The 16909-nt window shown below is 43.6% G+C and carries 10 protein-coding genes; 2 read left to right on the forward strand and 8 right to left on the reverse strand.

The window, feature by feature from the left end; translation table 11 throughout:
• Nucleotides 1–112: 112 nt before the first annotated feature.
• The 3 genes from ABD036_RS06570 to proB form a co-directional block, all read right to left on the reverse strand.
• Nucleotides 113–1012 (reverse strand): DMT family transporter, encoded by a 900-nt coding sequence (locus tag ABD036_RS06570; RefSeq protein WP_343857776.1) that lies wholly within the window; start codon nucleotides 1010–1012, stop codon nucleotides 113–115.
• 350 nt (nucleotides 1013–1362) lie between these two features.
• Complete coding sequence (locus ABD036_RS06575; RefSeq protein WP_343857779.1) at nucleotides 1363–2613, reverse strand: glutamate-5-semialdehyde dehydrogenase; 1251 nt, start codon at nucleotides 2611–2613, stop codon at nucleotides 1363–1365.
• Nucleotides 2614–2626: 13 nt separating this feature from the next.
• Nucleotides 2627–3724 (reverse strand): glutamate 5-kinase, encoded by a 1098-nt coding sequence (gene proB, locus ABD036_RS06580; RefSeq protein ID WP_343857781.1) that lies wholly within the window; start codon nucleotides 3722–3724, stop codon nucleotides 2627–2629.
• 195 nt (nucleotides 3725–3919) lie between these two features.
• Between proB and ABD036_RS06585 the strand changes: the two genes are divergently transcribed.
• Together ABD036_RS06585 and ABD036_RS06590 are read left to right on the forward strand one after the other, a co-directional pair.
• The gene (locus ABD036_RS06585) at nucleotides 3920–6367 is read left to right on the forward strand and encodes a M1 family aminopeptidase (RefSeq protein ID WP_343857784.1); all 2448 of its coding nucleotides are present in this window, start codon (nucleotides 3920–3922) and stop codon (nucleotides 6365–6367) included.
• On the forward strand, nucleotides 6367–6864 hold the full coding sequence (locus ABD036_RS06590) for a DUF6702 family protein (RefSeq protein ID WP_343857786.1): 498 nt from the start codon (nucleotides 6367–6369) through the stop codon (nucleotides 6862–6864). The genes ABD036_RS06585 and ABD036_RS06590 overlap by 1 nt, the downstream gene beginning before the upstream one ends.
• Here ABD036_RS06590 and ABD036_RS06595 read toward each other — a convergent pair.
• The 5 genes from ABD036_RS06595 to ABD036_RS06615 all read right to left on the reverse strand — a co-directional run bounded on the left by ABD036_RS06595 (nucleotide 6861) and on the right by ABD036_RS06615 (nucleotide 16809).
• Nucleotides 6861–7268, reverse strand: coding sequence for a hypothetical protein (locus ABD036_RS06595; RefSeq protein WP_343857789.1), 408 nt, complete (start codon nucleotides 7266–7268; stop codon nucleotides 6861–6863). The genes ABD036_RS06590 and ABD036_RS06595 overlap by 4 nt on opposite strands.
• 132 nt (nucleotides 7269–7400) lie before the next feature.
• Nucleotides 7401–7760: a TerB family tellurite resistance protein gene (locus ABD036_RS06600; protein ID WP_343857792.1), complete on the reverse strand. Its 360-nt coding sequence runs from the start codon at nucleotides 7758–7760 to the stop codon at nucleotides 7401–7403.
• Between the two features lie 130 nt (nucleotides 7761–7890).
• Nucleotides 7891–9654, reverse strand: coding sequence for a two-component system response regulator (locus ABD036_RS06605; protein ID WP_343857794.1), 1764 nt, complete (start codon nucleotides 9652–9654; stop codon nucleotides 7891–7893).
• Between the two features lie 6 nt (nucleotides 9655–9660).
• Nucleotides 9661–14229, reverse strand: a complete 4569-nt coding sequence (locus ABD036_RS06610) for a hybrid sensor histidine kinase/response regulator (protein WP_343857796.1) — start codon at nucleotides 14227–14229, stop codon at nucleotides 9661–9663.
• A 132-nt stretch (nucleotides 14230–14361) separates the two neighbouring features.
• Nucleotides 14362–16809: a S8 family peptidase gene (locus tag ABD036_RS06615; protein WP_343857799.1), complete on the reverse strand. Its 2448-nt coding sequence runs from the start codon at nucleotides 16807–16809 to the stop codon at nucleotides 14362–14364.
• Nucleotides 16810–16909 lie beyond the last annotated feature (100 nt).

The raw sequence follows: 16909 nt of genomic DNA on the forward strand, positions 1-16909 counted from the left end.
GACAGACGTAAGTAATATGACAGTTAGCCGTCACCTTAGCAAATAATTATGTTATCTATTTGTTTTTATTAGATAATTAAATTTAACGAAAGATTCGAGTTTTTCATCTAAGTTAGGCTACTTTGCGTTTCAAACGGGGAAATGTCAGCTTTCCCATCGCAATGGCATTGCCAAATAACACAATGATCACGCCAATAACTGATTGTAAATGCCATTGATACCCTTCGAAAAAAGTCGAAATAAACAGCGCAACCAGAGGGTACATCAGCACCACATAAGCGGCTTTATCAGAACCTATTTGCTGAACTAACTTCATAAAAGCACCAAATGCCAGCACCGAACCAAACACGGCTAGAAACACCAACGACAGGTAATATTCACTGGCCGTGGGCAGTATAAATTCAGCACCACTGATAAAAGCGTAACCGTATAAAAAAATCAGTGCATAGGTCATCGCCCAGAAATTCATTTGAATCACCGGTGTGCCGTGATCGAGAATGCGCTCTGATACTACATTGCCAATCGATGCACAGACGAAGGATATGCAAGCCAATATTATGCCCAGCGCTAGGAACTGATCATTGTGTACTTTTGCAAACTCCGGTACAAATATAAGCGCCATGCCCACTAATCCAAAGGTCGCACCGACTAACACTTCGATTCGGATCGGTTTTTTCAAAAATACCCTGCGCATCACCACATTGATATAAATAATGCAGGAGCTCATCAGGGCTACCACCGCACTAACAATGTATTTCTGACTCTCATACAAAAAGCTGTAATCCAGCGTATATAAACTCAACCCCACTGCGGCCATTTTAAGATGAATATGACCAGGCATAGCCAATGGTAATTTGCGGATTTTACAAAAGACTCCTAACACAACGGATGCGATGGTAAATCGATAGGCAACCGATAGCACGGGATCCACCTCTCCCAGTTGATAGGTAATAGCAATCCACGTAGAGCCCCAAATGATGGTGCAACTTAAGAACAGTTGAATATTCGACACTTAAATTGCCTCGTGATTATGCCGGTTTCGTAGTCAGATACGGATTTTGTTGTTTATACTGGTGACAAGCAACTAGATTAAGTTCGAAATATGAAAAAATAGTCATGTTTTGAGTGTTAACGTTGGTGATATTGGTGGCAATCCTTTGGTTACGAGTCGAGATGGTTTTCAGTGATCAGTAAGTGCGGTTAGCAACGCGCGTTGTCTAAACAATGAAGTCTTAGTTGCGCCTTATTTCGTTGCTGGTGGCATTGACTCGCGGTACTTTTCGATACCGCGAAAGGTTAGTGTCGTTGCCAACCAAAGAATTGAAAGGCTCATTGGTTAGTGAGCCTTTCTGCCACTGGGTATCATTGCCGAATTTCGCCATCGCCATACACAACAAACTTTTCAGTGGTCAGCGATTGGGCACCCATAGGCCCATAAGCGTGCAATTTGCTGGTAGAAATACCAATTTCAGCGCCTAAACCTAATTCTCCGCCATCAGAAAAACGCGACGAGGCATTGGCCATCACCACAGCGGAATCAACCACACGGATAAATTCGTTAGCCGCACTGTAGTCTTGCGTCACTATGACCTCGGTATGCCCAGAGCCATATAATTCGATGTGTTCAATCGCTTGGTTAAAGTCGTTTACCACCCGAACTGCAATTTCTAAGGCTAAGTACTCGGCATGCCAGTCTGCGTATGTGGCGGCTAACGCTTGGGGAAAATATTCGATACTTTTTTCACAAGCATGCACTTTGACCTGCTTTTTAGCGAACATTGTCGCGGCCATGGGTAAAAACTGTTGCGCCACTGACTGATGTACTAGCAGCGTTTCTAACGAGTTACACACACTGGTGCGCTGCGTTTTACCATTGGTCAACAGCGCCAGCGCCTTATTCAAATCCGCTTGCGCATCAACGTACAAGTGACATACGCCTTTGAAATGTTGAATTACGGGAATACGGCTGTTTTCAGTGACAAAGCGGATCAAGCCTTCGCCACCACGAGGAATGATCAAATCAATATCTTGATGAAGGGTCATCAGTTCATTCATCACAGCGCGATCCGTATCCGGCACGACAGTAACAATGGCCGGATCCAAATTAAACTTTTCAAGGGCTCGATGAATACAACTCGCTAAGGCCAAATTGGAATGGATGGCTTCTTTGCCACCGCGTAAAATCACCGCGTTGCCCGCTTTTAAACACAGAGCCGCGGCATCGATAGTCACATTAGGCCGCGCTTCATAAATCATCGCGATGACCCCCAAGGGGATGCGCATTTTGCCGACTCGGATGCCACTGGGACGAGGTTGCACGTCACTGATAGCGCCAACAGGATCAGGCTGTTGAACAATTTGGCGCACTGCATCGGCAATTTGTTCTAGACGTTGTGGCGTTAACTTGAGCCTATCTTGCATCGAATCATCAAGCTGATCTTGTTGTGCGCTTTGCAGGTCACGACTATTAGCTAACAATATGGTGTCACTTTGCCGTTCAATCTGCGCGGCAATTTCCAATAACAGTTGATTCTTTTTTTGACTATCTAAGGTGGCGATAGTGCGAGATGCAAGGCGCGCAGCCTTGGCTGATTTAGCAATAGAAAATGTCATATTGATCCTTTATTTACAGCAGTACCATGTCATCTCGATGAACGACAGCTTCGCCAAAGGTATAACCAAGCACCCCGGCTATTTCGCTACTTCTTAACCCTTTGATGGCATTCAAATCGGTTAGGCCATATAACGCCAAGCCTTTCGCCAACGGCGTGTTTTGATATTCAATAGTCACCGCATCACCAGAGTTAAAGTGACCACTTACTTCTACCACACCACTTGGTAATAAAGATGCACCTTTATTTAAAATCGCATTGCGCGCGCCTGAATCTATGCTCACTTTACCGTTGCTTTTCAAGGTATGTTTAAGCCATTGACTGCGAGCATTATCGCGACTAGCAACGGGCTTGAACAAGGTGCCATTTATTTTACCTTCTAACAATTGGTCAAATACATCGCCTTTTTGACCGTTGACTATCAATGTTTGGATGCCGCTTTGGGTGCACTTTTGTGCGGCTTGTAATTTGGTCTGCATACCGCCCGTGCCCATTTTAGTGCCTGCGCCACCGGCCAAAGCAAAGATTTCCTCATCGATCTCTTCAATCACATCGAGACGTTTGGCCTGCGGATTTAAGCGCGGATCTTGGTCAAACAGACCATCTACATCAGAGCAGATGATTAAGGTATCTGCTTGGGCAACCAATGCAGCATACGCTGCCAAATTATCATTATCACCCACTTTGAGTTCATTGATCGCGACTGTGTCATTTTCATTGATGATCGGTAACGCGGCGTGATTGAGTAGTTCGCGAAGCGTATTTTTGATGTTTACATAACGCGTTCGGTTATGCAGATCATCGTAAGTCAACAGTAATTGTGCACACGGAAAATCGAAAAAGCGCGACCAGTTTGCCATCATTTTTGATTGACCAATGGCAGCCATCGCCTGCTTCTCAGCAATCGATGGGGGATGGTGAATGTTAATTTCGGCCCTTCCAGCGGCTACACTGCCCGAAGAGACTAAAACCACCTCTTTCCCCTGCTCTCTACTCGCCGTAATAAAACGTGCTATCGCCAGCAAATATCGCGCACTACACTGCTTGCCATCAGGCGAAATCAGTGCACTTCCTACCTTAATTACCGCTCGTTGCCAGTTAAACGTCGCCATTATTAAATCTCGTGGTTTTTCCTAGGGATTAGATTACGATAAATTGATAACTAAACAAGCGATAGGAGATATATCTTATAGGTAAAGTTTAGCTGCCAGTAAAATTCCATTAAAACCCTAGTTTTATTGGCAGATAACGAGTGTTTTAAGTTACTATCGCTCGCTTAACCTCTGCATTAAATGAGTGTCGGTCGTATGAAATTGAAAATAGTAACTTTTAGTTTAGTTCTAATCGGGTTGTTGAGTAGCATCAGTCAAGCCGCAATCCAGCAAACTAAAGGCGATTTTGAAGATAAATTTCGTCAGTTAGACGAAGTCTTACCTACTCCCAATGTATATCGAAATGCCGCCGGTGAGCCAGGCCACCAATATTGGCAACAAAAAGTCGATTATCAAATCAAAGCTAAGCTGGATGAAAAAAAGCGACGGCTTGAAGCCACATCGCGCATTACTTACCAGAATAACTCGCCTGATACTTTGAAGTATTTGTGGGTACAACTCGATCAAAATAAGTTTCGCAATGATTCAATGTCGGCTTTGACCACTACCTTTGGTGGCATAGGTAACCGTGGGCCAGCGACTAAAGGCGCTGCTGGCGATAAACCAGCGCAAATTAGTATTGCAGCACTGCGCAAACAACAATTTGAAGACGACAATGAGCTGGGCTACCAAATCGTCAAAGTGACCGACGGTGACGACAAGCCATTGCAGCACACTATAGTCGGCACTTTAATGCGAGTAGACCTGCGCACTCCCTTAAAGCCGGGCAAGCAAATCGCTTTTAATGTCGACTTTGGCTTTAACATCGTTGAAGAAGATGCCGTATCTGCTCGTTCTGGTTACGAACATTTCCCTGATGACCCCCGTGAAGGCGGCAATGATATTTTCCTATTGGCACAGTGGTTTCCGCGTTTGGCTGCTTACACCGACTACGAAGCATGGACCAACAAAGAGTTTATTGGTCGCGGCGAGTTTACCCTAGAATTTGGTGATTACGATGTTGAGCTAACGGTTCCTGCCGACCATATCGTATCGGCCACAGGTTCCTTACAGAACCCGAAAGAGGTATTAACGTCAAGCCAACGTAAACGTCTCAAACAAGCTGAAACCGCAGACCGCATCGTGTTTGTTGTCACCGAAGAAGAAGCAAAAGAGAAAGAAAAGAGTGCCACGTCAAAGATGAAAACGTGGAAATTTAAGGCTCAGAATGTGCGAGATTTTGCGTGGGCATCGTCGCGTAAATTCATCTGGGATGCGCGTGGATACCAACAAGGTGGTGACGAGCAACCCTTAGTGATGGCGATGTCGTTTTATCCCAAAGAAGGCGGCGACTTGTGGAAGAAGTACTCAACCGAGTCAATTATTCACACCATGCAAGTGTACTCCCGCTTTTCCTTTGATTATCCCTATCCAGTAGCACAGTCAGTTAATGGTCCTGTGGGTGGTATGGAATACCCGATGATCACCTTTAATGGTCCTAGAACAACCCTACAAGATGATGGATCGCGCACCTACTCTCAGGCTGAAAAGCGCTTTTTGATAGGCGTAGTTATCCACGAGGTGGGTCACATATACTTCCCTATGATCGTCAACTCTGATGAGCGTCAATGGACGTGGATGGATGAAGGCCTTAACAGCTTTTTAGATGGTGTAGCCGGTCGTGAATGGGATCCAAGCATTCCTTGGGGCGTTGAACCAAGAGATATCGTCGATTACATGAAGTCATCGACACAGGTTCCTATCATGACGCAATCAGACAGCGTGTTGCGCCTAGGACCCAATGCCTATACCAAGCCCGCTGCGGCATTAAACATATTACGTGAGACCATTTTAGGCCGTGATTTGTTCGATTTTGCGTTCAAAGAGTATGCGCTGCGCTGGAAATACAAACGCCCTACGCCGTCTGATTTTTTCCGCACAATGGAAGAGGCCAGTGGGGTTGATCTAGATTGGTTTTGGCGCGGCTGGTTCTACACCACCGACCATGTCGATATCTCGCTAGATAGCGTTTATCAATTGCGTATTGATACCCGAGATCCTGATATCGATTTTGACCGCGAGCGCCAATACGAGGCGGATAAGCCGATGTCTTTGACCGACAAGCGCAATCGTGAAGAAGGTCGCACCTTGTGGGTAGATAGATTCCCGGACTTGAAAGACTTTTACGACGAGAACGATCGCTTTACTGTTACTAACAAAGAACGTAATGAATACCAAAAATTCCTACACAACTTGGAAGATTGGGAGCGCACTGCGTTTGAAAGAGCGGTAAAAGAAGACAAAAATTACTATGTATTGGAGTTTTCCAATAAAGGTGGTTTGGTCATGCCGATTATTTTGCAATTGACCTTCGAAGACGGCAGCACCGAGATGATGCGTATTCCCGCCGAGATTTGGCGTCGCACACCTAAGGCTGTGAATAAACTAATAGTGACAGATAAAGATAGAGTCTTAACGTCTGTTGCGGTTGATCCTCACTGGGAAACAGCCGATGTTGATGTAGAGAACAACTATTATCCACGCCGCTTCATCCCGTCGCGCATCGAAGCGTACAAGTCAGAAAAAAGCGATAGTAAAGTCAGACGCGATATCATGCACGATATCAACACTAAGGTGAAAACCGAATTTGACGATAACGATTAATGAGAACGTTCAGCTTTTATAGTCTGATGTTAGTGGCCACATTAGTGGCTGCTAACGCGTTTGCGCACCAGCAAAAAGCCGCCATCACTAAAGTGCTATTTAATCCGCGAACTACTAATATCGAAATCATGCATCGCTTCTACATCCACGATGCTGAGCATGCGGTAAAAGAGATTATCGGAAAGCAGGCTGATATTTTAAGTTCTGCGCAAACCCAACAGCACTTTGCTGACTACGTTGCTTCACGTTTTGTGATGACCGATCAAGACGGTAATTATTTGAATTTAAAAGCGGTTGGATATGAAGTTGATGGGCAGCATTTCTGGGTATATCAAGAAACGCCGCAGTCTGCCAATTTAGTCGGCCTGAAAATACAGCATAGTGCACTGCAAGATATCTGGTCACAGCAGACCAATACGGTCAATATTGAAGGGGTGGGTGACATCAAAACGCTCACTTTCGAACAAAACGTCGAATTACTTGAAGTGACGTTTTAAGCATCTTTAATTAAATGGTCTAACCATGCTCGTGCCGCTTCAACATTGTCGAAAAAGTCGAACGTTTCACCGGCTTGATTAAAGATATCGGTTAAGTGTTGTTTGGCGAAACTTGGTGAGTCACTGTCGTTAACCAAAATGGCAGAGCCTCGACGACCTTCTTTTCTTTCTTGCTTGATGATTTCAATCAGAACTTTACTCGCTTCATGCACATAGATGCATTCGCCGTGCAAGATCACCAAGGCTGCCCAAGGTTTGCCAGCAAGTACATTTATCTGTGGTGCAGCGGCGTTACCAGACTTATCAAGTGATTCCAGATTCCAAGGTCCTGTACCCTCGGCAACCAAGATGCGTCCCTCGATCTTTGTGGTCAGTGTGCCATGCGCTTCGAATTGCTGTAACAAGCGAACATCCTGAAAATCAGATTGATTTAAATTAAGTATATTTCAAAAACAAGGGAAAGCCAGTACGCCAAGCTTAGCCGCCTTAGCAGACAATCCTGCAGCGCTCACTTATTATCCTACAATTCAGGTTCATTAATTGAGGGCTCTAGCCAGTACGCGGTTTTGTAGATAATCAAGGGCCTCTTGCTCTGACTCAGCAATCTCACCATCGATAAAGGCGATGCCTTGTGCGATTGACAACGCCTTTTTGGCATCTAAGCACAATGCGTCTCGCAACGTGAGTAAAAATTTCTTGGTTTCTCCTTTGTCTACTGCATCGCGGACTTGATGAATAGATTGCCTTTCGAACTCTTCTAGATCCTGCTCACCTTGCCAGTCTAGATGAGCATGGATGGCGTGATAATAGTCTTGCTCTGAAAGGGTGATTTTTCCGTCGATGCGGTACATCAACATGCATAGCTTGAGCAAAGCTTCGTTAAATTGCTGTTCCATTATCCATCCAAATACAAACTGACACAGTCTTAATGTGGGTGTTATTTAGGATTTTTCAATTGAATTTTGGCAAAAGGTCGAAGAAGCCTTTACCTAATATTTCGGCCAGCGCCCTATTGCTAAACAATTTTCATTTGGCTGCGCTTTTTAATACCTGTTCACAGTCATTTGCAGGCATAGGTCTATGAAAATAATAACCCTGAATCAATATTGATTGTGCACCAAGCTTTTTCAATGTTTCCAATTGACGCAAGGTTTCAACTCCCTCAGCAACGATATTTAACTTCAGTGAGTTAGCTAAGGCTAGAATGGCAGCGACTATGGCTTCATCATTTTCATCATTGGAAATATCAATAATAAATGAGCGGTCAATCTTTAAGGTGTCTATAGGGAAGCGTTTCAGGTAACTCAACGACGAGTACCCTGTACCAAAATCATCAACCGACAATGAGACTCCCATACTTTTTAAACTATGCAAACGAATGATGTTCTCTTTGACATTGTTCATCACCGCACTTTCGGTCAACTCAAGTTCAAGTAATTCTGCAGGCAAATCCGTTCGCAATAGCACCTCTGCGACTTCATCAGAAAAAGATGCCGATTTGAATTGTCGGGCAGAAATATTGACGGCTACTCTGATCGGGTTTGGCAGCGTATTTTGCCAATGTTTGGCCTGCACACAAGCGGTGTTTAACACCCACCGACCAATTTCGACGATCAGCCCCGAATCCTCTGCAATAGGAATAAACTCGCCGGGAGATATCAATCCACGCTCGGGATGACGCCAGCGAATCAGCGCTTCCACATGACTAATTGAACCGTCTGAAAGCTTTACTTGCGGTTGATAATACAACTCAAAATCGTCATTTTTCAGTGCTTCTCGCATTGACTCTTCAATCTTTAAGCGGTCAATAGCCTTTGAATTAAGTGACTCGGAATAAAATTTAAAGCATCCACGCCCCGATTCCTTAGCAAAGTACATCGCTGCATCGGCATTTTTAATCAAGGTCTCGACGTTATCACCGTCGTGAGGGTAAATTGAAATACCAATACTAGGTGTTACAACCACTTCGTATTGTTCTAGCTTGATCGGTTCTGATAATTCATTGATCAATCGTTGTGCAACAACACTGACGCCATCAGTGCTGCCAACGTTACTCAATACAATAGTAAACTCGTCACCACCTAATCTTGCAAGCTCTGAAGTATTCGCGTCATCGCTAGTGCGCAACACCATATCACTTTGGCGCAAGTTAACTTGTAACTTTTTAGCAACCAGTTGCAGCAATTTGTCGCCATAGGAATGACCCAACGTATCGTTAATCCGCTTAAATCGATCTAAATCAATAAAAAACACCGCCACGTGATAATTTCCACGTTTGGCTAAATTTACAATAACTTCAAGTTGTTCTTTAAAATGTTGTCGATTAGGCAAGCCGGTGAGTGGATCGTAATAAGCTAGATACCGCAGTCGCTCTTCACTCTTTTGCAAATTGACAACGGCTTGTCTGCTGCGCAGCATATAATTGATACGGTGCGTCACCATTGGCCATTTAATTGGCTTGGGCAAAAAGTCAGTGGCGCCAGCGGCAAATGCAGACTCGACCGATTTGTAATCGTCAGCACCTGTCACCATTAACACAGGCGTATCTGCACCTTGCTCAGAAGAACGGATTTTTTGGCAAACATCAAACCCGCTAAGCAGTGGCATTTTAACATCCAACAACACGATATCAGGTGAGACTTTAAAAAATTCGCTTAATGCGATTTCGCCATCACTTGCTTCAAACACTTCAAAGCCTTCAACTTCAAGAGTATCTCGCATTATCATTAGATAAGTGAGGTCATCATCGCAAACCAACACCTTGACTTTCTTTTTACGCTCAACTGGCAAGTCGCACTACCCCAACAAACTGGTTAATTGTTTACGTGATTGTTTGGCACAATCTTCGAATTCATCCAAAATTACCGCGCAAGAAGCAAGGTCATTTTGAACTGCAGCCTGCTCAATTTCACGACAATATACCATCAATGTATGAGCCCCGACATTGCCCGCAATAGATTTTATCGCATGTGCAACATTCGCAACTGAGGCGGCATCGTTGGCCTGAAAACGGTCAAATAGCAGTGGCATTTTATTAGTCACTTCCTGTTCAAAGGTAGCAATGATCCGCGACAAAAGCTTACGGCCAGTTTGCTTCTCAATATCAAGGATTGATTGTATCGTTTTTAAATCAAGGTGACTTGTCTCTTGTTCCAAGTACGGAGCCGCTGCAGCATCAGGGTCATCACTAGACGTCATGCCGGCAACATTGCGCGTCGACACCAATAAATGACCTATGTGCTTGCGTAATGTATCAAGTAGTTGCGCTGCAGTGAAGGGCTTAAGCATACAATCGTCCATACCACTGTCCATACATTCTTGCTCGAAGCCACTCCCCATCCCTGCGGTCAATGCAACAATTAGAGTGGGTTCTACTTTACCTTGCGCTTGCAGTTGGCGAATCGCTTTTGTAGCACTAAAGCCGTCCATCACGGGCATTTGGCAATCCATCAAAATAAGGTCGTAATCATTCTGCTTAACTTTATCTACTGCGACTTCACCATTGTCCGCGACATCGGCCTCACAACCTAATAGAGATAACATATCTAATGCCACTTGCTGATTTGTTTTAGAATCTTCAACCAACAGCACCTTTCCAGCAAAGCGATGATGTTGACCAAATGACAAAGGAGAATTGGAAACATCAAGTTCACTTAGCAGGCCTAACTTATCTAATAATGCTTCGGCTAATTTAGAGCGCATTAGAGGTTTATTAACGGTGTGTACGTCGGTCAATGAGAAGCTTTGTATATCCGTATTGATTTTTGTCATGACAATCGATGACGGCTGATTCATCCTGAGCTTTTCAATCCAGTTAGATTCTTTCAGCATGTCTTCATCAACTAAATAAACCAGTTTAGAGGCCATAGGCTTGGACTCTAGGTCGTCAGGAGTCGTTATTTGGAAGGCGTCAATGTGCATGCGTTGCAAACAATTCATCGCCATATTATTCGTCATATTGTCGCGGGCTATAACCGCTACTTTTATCCCTTGCAGTTGCTCCATTGGATATTTATCAGACTGCTTTTCGGCTGCTTTTAGCGGCAACGACACGGTAAATTCAGATCCCTCATTCGGTGTCGAGGATACTGAGATTTCTCCCTTCATCAAATCTATTAGGGTTTTTGAGATGGTCAAGCCTAAGCCCGAGCCACCATATTGACGGGTTGTGGAATTGTCCGCCTGCTCGAAGGGTCTAAAAATGATTGCTTGCTGCTCTTGGCTCAATCCAATACCGCTATCTTTAACCGCAATGATTAAGCGATCTTGACTCACTTTAACCTTAACCTGTACGAAACCTTGCTCAGTAAATTTAATCGCATTTCCGATTAAATTAGTAATAATCTGACGCATCCTCAAGCCGTCGCCCACAATAAGTTCGGGACATTGCGGATCAATGAACAGGCTCATGTTAACGTCTTTCTCGTGAGCTCGACCGGCATTATAAAACGCACATTCTTCGATAAGCATAGGAAAGTCGACGGCGGTACTCTCCAGTTTTATTTTACTGACCTCCATCTTAGAGAAGTCTAAAATATCGTTAATCAACTCTAACAACATTTCGCCCGAGCGATATGCCGTTGAAGCATAGCGTCTTTGCACCGGCGTTAATTTGGTGTTTAGTAACAACTCCCCCATACCAAGAATACTGTTCATTGGGGTTCTAATTTCGTGGCTCATGGTGGCTAAAAATTCAGATTTTGCTTTAGCTGCGCTCTCCGCTCTTGCTCTAGCTGCGTTGGTTTCGACCACCGATGTCGCAAGTTTTTCATTGGTTTCTTTCAGTTCAATAGTTCGCTGGGCAACATCTTTTTCCAACTGTTGTTGATATTCTAATTGCTTAAGTGCTTTGCCCTGTTGATGCCGAACAAGCGCATAAACAATGCTTAAGAAAATTAACCCATATAATAAATATGCCCAAGTCGAGCGCCATGGTGGAGGCAAAACTTCGAAAGGAATAACCAGCTCATTAGCGCTCCAAAAGCCATCATTATTTGACCCTTTTATGTGCAACTCATAGTTACCATCGGTTATATTTGTAAGGGTTATACTGTTACTGGTTCCCAGGCTGATCCAACTATCATGCAAACCATTGATTTTATATTTGTATTGATTGTCAGCGGGTTTAGTGTAATCCAGTGCCGCAAATTCAAAACCAATGACCGAGTCAGAGTAATTCAGTTGTAAAACCCCATCACTTCTTAATACCGTGTGAAGCGGAATTTTGCTGTTGAACAAACTAAATGACAGAAGCTTTATCGGCGCATTGTTTTTGTTGATCGGTGTCTGATCCGCTAAAAAGGTGTTAAATCCATTAGCACCGCCGAAAAACATTCTGCCATTTTCGGCCCGATAATAGGCACCAGCAGTAAAATCTCGGCCTTGTAAACCGTGGCTCGTATTGAAGTTTTGTACAGACTGGTCTGCAGGGTTAAATTTAGAAAGTCCGCGCGAGTGGCTGAACCATATTTGCTCGTTGGGATCTTCTACCAAACCATAAACAGCATTGCTGGGGAGCCCCTCATTCATTGTAAAATGATCAAAAACAATTTCACCATTAGCCATTTTCTGTTTGTCTAATCGCGCTAATCCAACGTTTTGAGTGGCTAAATAAAGAAAGTCATCGGTTTCCAAGATGGCATATATCGCGTTACTAAGTAATGAACCCGCCACCTCTGAATTTGCAATAAATCGCTCAAAGGTTTGACTCTCAAGATTAAACTTATTGAGACCACCACCGTTAGTCGCTAACCAAATATTGCCTTCGGTGTCTTGAATTAGATCGAGGACATTATTGTCTGAAAGGGAATTATTTTGTTCTGGGATGTGTTGATACGCTGTAAATGACCCATCCGCCTCTAGAATATTTAAACCGCCACCATAGGTCGCGACTGCAATGCGATTATCCTGTAATTGAATAATCTTACTAATGGCATTTGAGCTTATCGAATTTTCAACACTTTCGTCTAAATAGTAATTTTTAAAGTTACCATTAGGCAAATGTTGTTGGAACAGCCCTTGACTATAAGTGCCTACCCATAAGGTGTCCTGGTTATCAACTAACAGGGACATTACTCGGTCGTCTTTAATACCCGCATCGCTATTTGCTGAACTGACTTGGGTTATAACGCCACTTTGAGCACTGATCCGATTAACACCACCGCCCCACGTGCCCACGTAAATGTGAGAAGCCCTATCCATTGCAAAAGAGGTGATAACGTTGCTAGTCAACCCTTTACCTACACCAAAGTGTTTACTCACGTGAACGAAGCTATCTAAGGAGGCGTTCCAACTACTGATGCCACTCATGGTGCCGACCCACATCACCCCGCCTTGGTCTTGAAACAAAGTGTTAATGCGATTATCGAGTAAACTACTGATACGACCCGGCTCGTGCTGATGGGAATGAAATCGATTAGTGTCGGGATTAAATTCACACAACCCTTTTTCTGAGCCAAACCACATGCGTCCTTGGGTATCTTGATGGATGCTTAACAGCTCGTTCGAGCAGATGCTGTTTGGTTGCGCCGGATCATGTTGATAGTGAGCTTGCACGCCGTTTAAAGGGTCATAAACAAACACCCCAGCTCCCCGAGTCGCCGCCCAGATTAAGCCGTTGGAGTCTTCATGTAGTGCGGTAATTTTATCACTGGGCAAGGGCATATCGGTGACGGTAGAAATATGTCTAAAACCGCTCGCATCAGGTGCCTTTACAGAGATCCCATTATCGCTAGTGGCTACCCATAAATTATCATTTTTATCCACCATCAAGTATGAAACGGTATTACTTACAATACTAGATGGATCAGATTCTTGGTGTGAATAGCGAATGAGTTTGTCGGTATTCACATCATAGTGGTATATCCCATTAGCAAGTGTGCTAAACCACAGACTGCCGTCTTTTTGTTCCGCTATAGAATTAAAGTCTTTGCCAATAAGGTTGGAGTATTGCTCACTTGTGTATCGTTTAAATCCATTTTGTTCGGGTATATACAGATTGATGCCGCCTGTAGTGGCAACCCACAATCGCCCTTCCTTATCAGTGTGTAAATCTCGCACCCAGTTATTGATTAAACTTGTAGGGTCTCCTCGCACCACACTAAAGTGACGCATGTTTTTTCCATCATAGCGTTCTAAGCCATCGTGGGTTCCAAACCAAATAAAGCCCTGCTTATCTTGCTCAATCGCAGTGACTGCAGGGTGTATAGGGAAGTTTTCAGCATCAATATTGTTGAAATAAATTTGTTGGAAGTCAGCATTAAAAATATCTGGAGAGTGGTCTGCTGCGACAGGCGCGCTCACAGTCAAAAGTAGACAGAAAACGGCAATGGAAATCGTAACTAAGTTTATTTTGGCAAACGTCATTTAATACATTTAAGGAGTTTGGATTGCATCTACGTTACTGGTTCTGCTTAATATTGTACATAGTAATAAGCAAAATTATGCAATAACAAAGCGAGCCTTATTGGCTCGCTTTATTATTCTACGCTGGCAGCGTTATTGCTGTTCAACCCATTTTATTGAAACGGCATCTGCAGTCAGTGAACTATCACTACTGAAGTTTCGATTGCCCCACAATTGCGAGTCACTACTGAAGTTTCTATTGCCCCACAATTGCGAGTCACTATTAAAGTTTCGATTGCCCCACAATTGTGAGTCGCTGCTAAAGTTTCGGTTGCCCCATAGTTGAGAATCACTATTGAAGTTACGGTTACCCCATAACTGCGAGTTACTTACAAAATTTCTGTTGCCCCATAATTGAGAATCATTGTACAAACCATTCCAATTCATACCTTCTGTTCCCGGCACATAGTAATCACCATCATTTTCGTAGCGCATTGCTGGACCGATATAATGATCTTCACCCGCAAGGTCTAGTGCAATGCTCATGCCTTCATTAGCACAGCCTTTGGCAGATTCATCGATTGCAGCAATGGCATCTACCAGTCCTGCACCTTGTTGAAATATGCTATAGGCTAAATCACCTTCCTCAGTAATAGCAATTTTGGCGGTATACATTAAACGACATTTGATGTCATCTGGTGTCAGGCTGGGATCAGCCTGTAGCATTAGCGCAACGATACCAGAGGTAATAGCCGTAGACTGTGATGAACCCGACAAAATAAAGTAATTATCATTATCGTCATAGATCTCGTAGTTTTCACCGATATAGGAATCATCGTCCAATAGACCTTGTATATGACCTCCTGGCGCAATTACCTCAGGCTTCACAAAACCTTCAAAAGTCGGTCCGGCACTTGAAAAGCTAGTGACAAAGTCATCACTGGGATCTTCTGGCGTATAGGCATCTGACATAGCGCCAACGGTAATAACGTAGGGAGTGTTACCCGGTACGCCAATGGTCATAGCTTCAGGACCTTGGTTACCTGCTGCAGCCAATACGGTGATACCCGCATCCCAAGCGCGCATCACAGCTTGGTTAATAGGATCATCCCAATAGTTTGAGCTTGGCGTGGCACTGAATGACAGATTTAGCACTTTAATATTTAATCGGCTTTGATTCTCAATCACATATTCAATGGCTTTGAGGATATCTGCGTAACTTGCTCGACCTTGCTCATCAAATGCTTTGATGATAACCAGATCAGAATCAGGAGCGATGCCATTGTAACTATGTCTCATTTGACCGTTTAGCGAGAACGTTTGTGAACTATTAGCTATCACACTGGCAATGTGCGTACCATGGCCGTTACCATCTTCAACCTTGTCGCTTTCTTCGATATCCAACACATTATAAGTATGAATGAATCGATCTTGTGATGATGTGGTCTTTTCAAGTGTTTTATACCCTTCAAAACCAGTGTCAATGATCGCCACGGTTACGCCAGCGCCAGTAATGCCCCTTTCGTGCGCCTGATCGGCGTTGACTACCGAAGGATAAAAGGTATCGCGATCATTACCTTGTTGAGGCGTAGCATTGGTGGTTCTGAATTGCTGTGTGGTTCTGTCTGCAAATTCCAGTTCAACGTCATATTCCAAATCATCTACTGATGCAAGCTCTGAGAAAGCCATCGAGATAACAATGTCTTTTTCACCTTCAATTGCAATATACTCAGAGAGTTTCACTGACGATGTACCGCCACTGACAGGCTTTGCCAGTACATTCTTACCATTTATTTTAAGTTGCTCGACCAACCCGTTAGTTGCAGGCCAATCAAAAGTCACTTTACTAACATATTGGTCACGTTCAGATTTATTCGCAGTGGTCCAACTAATTTCATTTTTACCCACACTGTATCGAATTGGCAAACTTGGAGTAACGTCTTGATCCTTTTGCAACTGCACTAAAGTTCCGTCTTGCATCATCAAGGCAATCTGATAGTCAGCGTCAACAACGCTTGAAATCTTATCAAATTCCATCATGATTCTGACTTTCTTGCCTGCATTTACTGAGATTTTCTTTTTGCCTTTCAAAGTAATGGTTGCGCTATCACCGGTGAGATCAAAGTCGACATTCCTATTGCCTGGCTGTAATTTTTTGCCCGCGACTTTCAACTTGGTGAGCGTTCCGTTTGCGGCAGGCCAAGTTAATAAAATGTGCTCAATTTTTTGATCTACATCACTTCGATTTTTAGCAACCCAAACCACTTTATCTTTATTTATTTTGTACTTAAGCGGTTTATTGGTTTTCCAGCCATTTTTACTACTGATATTAACATCGGCATTGCTGAAAAAGCGCAATAAAGGGTTGACTCGTTTAACCCTATCAATTTGATTTTCAGTTAATTGCGCGGAAACGGCTTCAATCACTTGAAACGTGTGCGTGACTTCACCACCCACAGCGACGATTTGTTTGTACATGGTATCTTGGCTAGCACCTTGGACAATAAATGAGGCTTTAGACTGCTCAGAACTGGTAAGTGCTGAAATCCCGCCTCCAATACACACCAAACTAACGGCAACGATCACAATTTTATTTAACATTTGTTCCCTCATTTACGACATATTGCATATGACATTTCCACTAACCAATGCACATATAATGCCAAAGCAACAGGGGCGTAAATTATTTCATAAATATCAA

Origin of the sequence: Aliiglaciecola litoralis (genome assembly GCF_039523355.1) — a bacterium.
Taxonomy (GTDB): domain Bacteria; phylum Pseudomonadota; class Gammaproteobacteria; order Enterobacterales; family Alteromonadaceae; genus Aliiglaciecola; species Aliiglaciecola litoralis.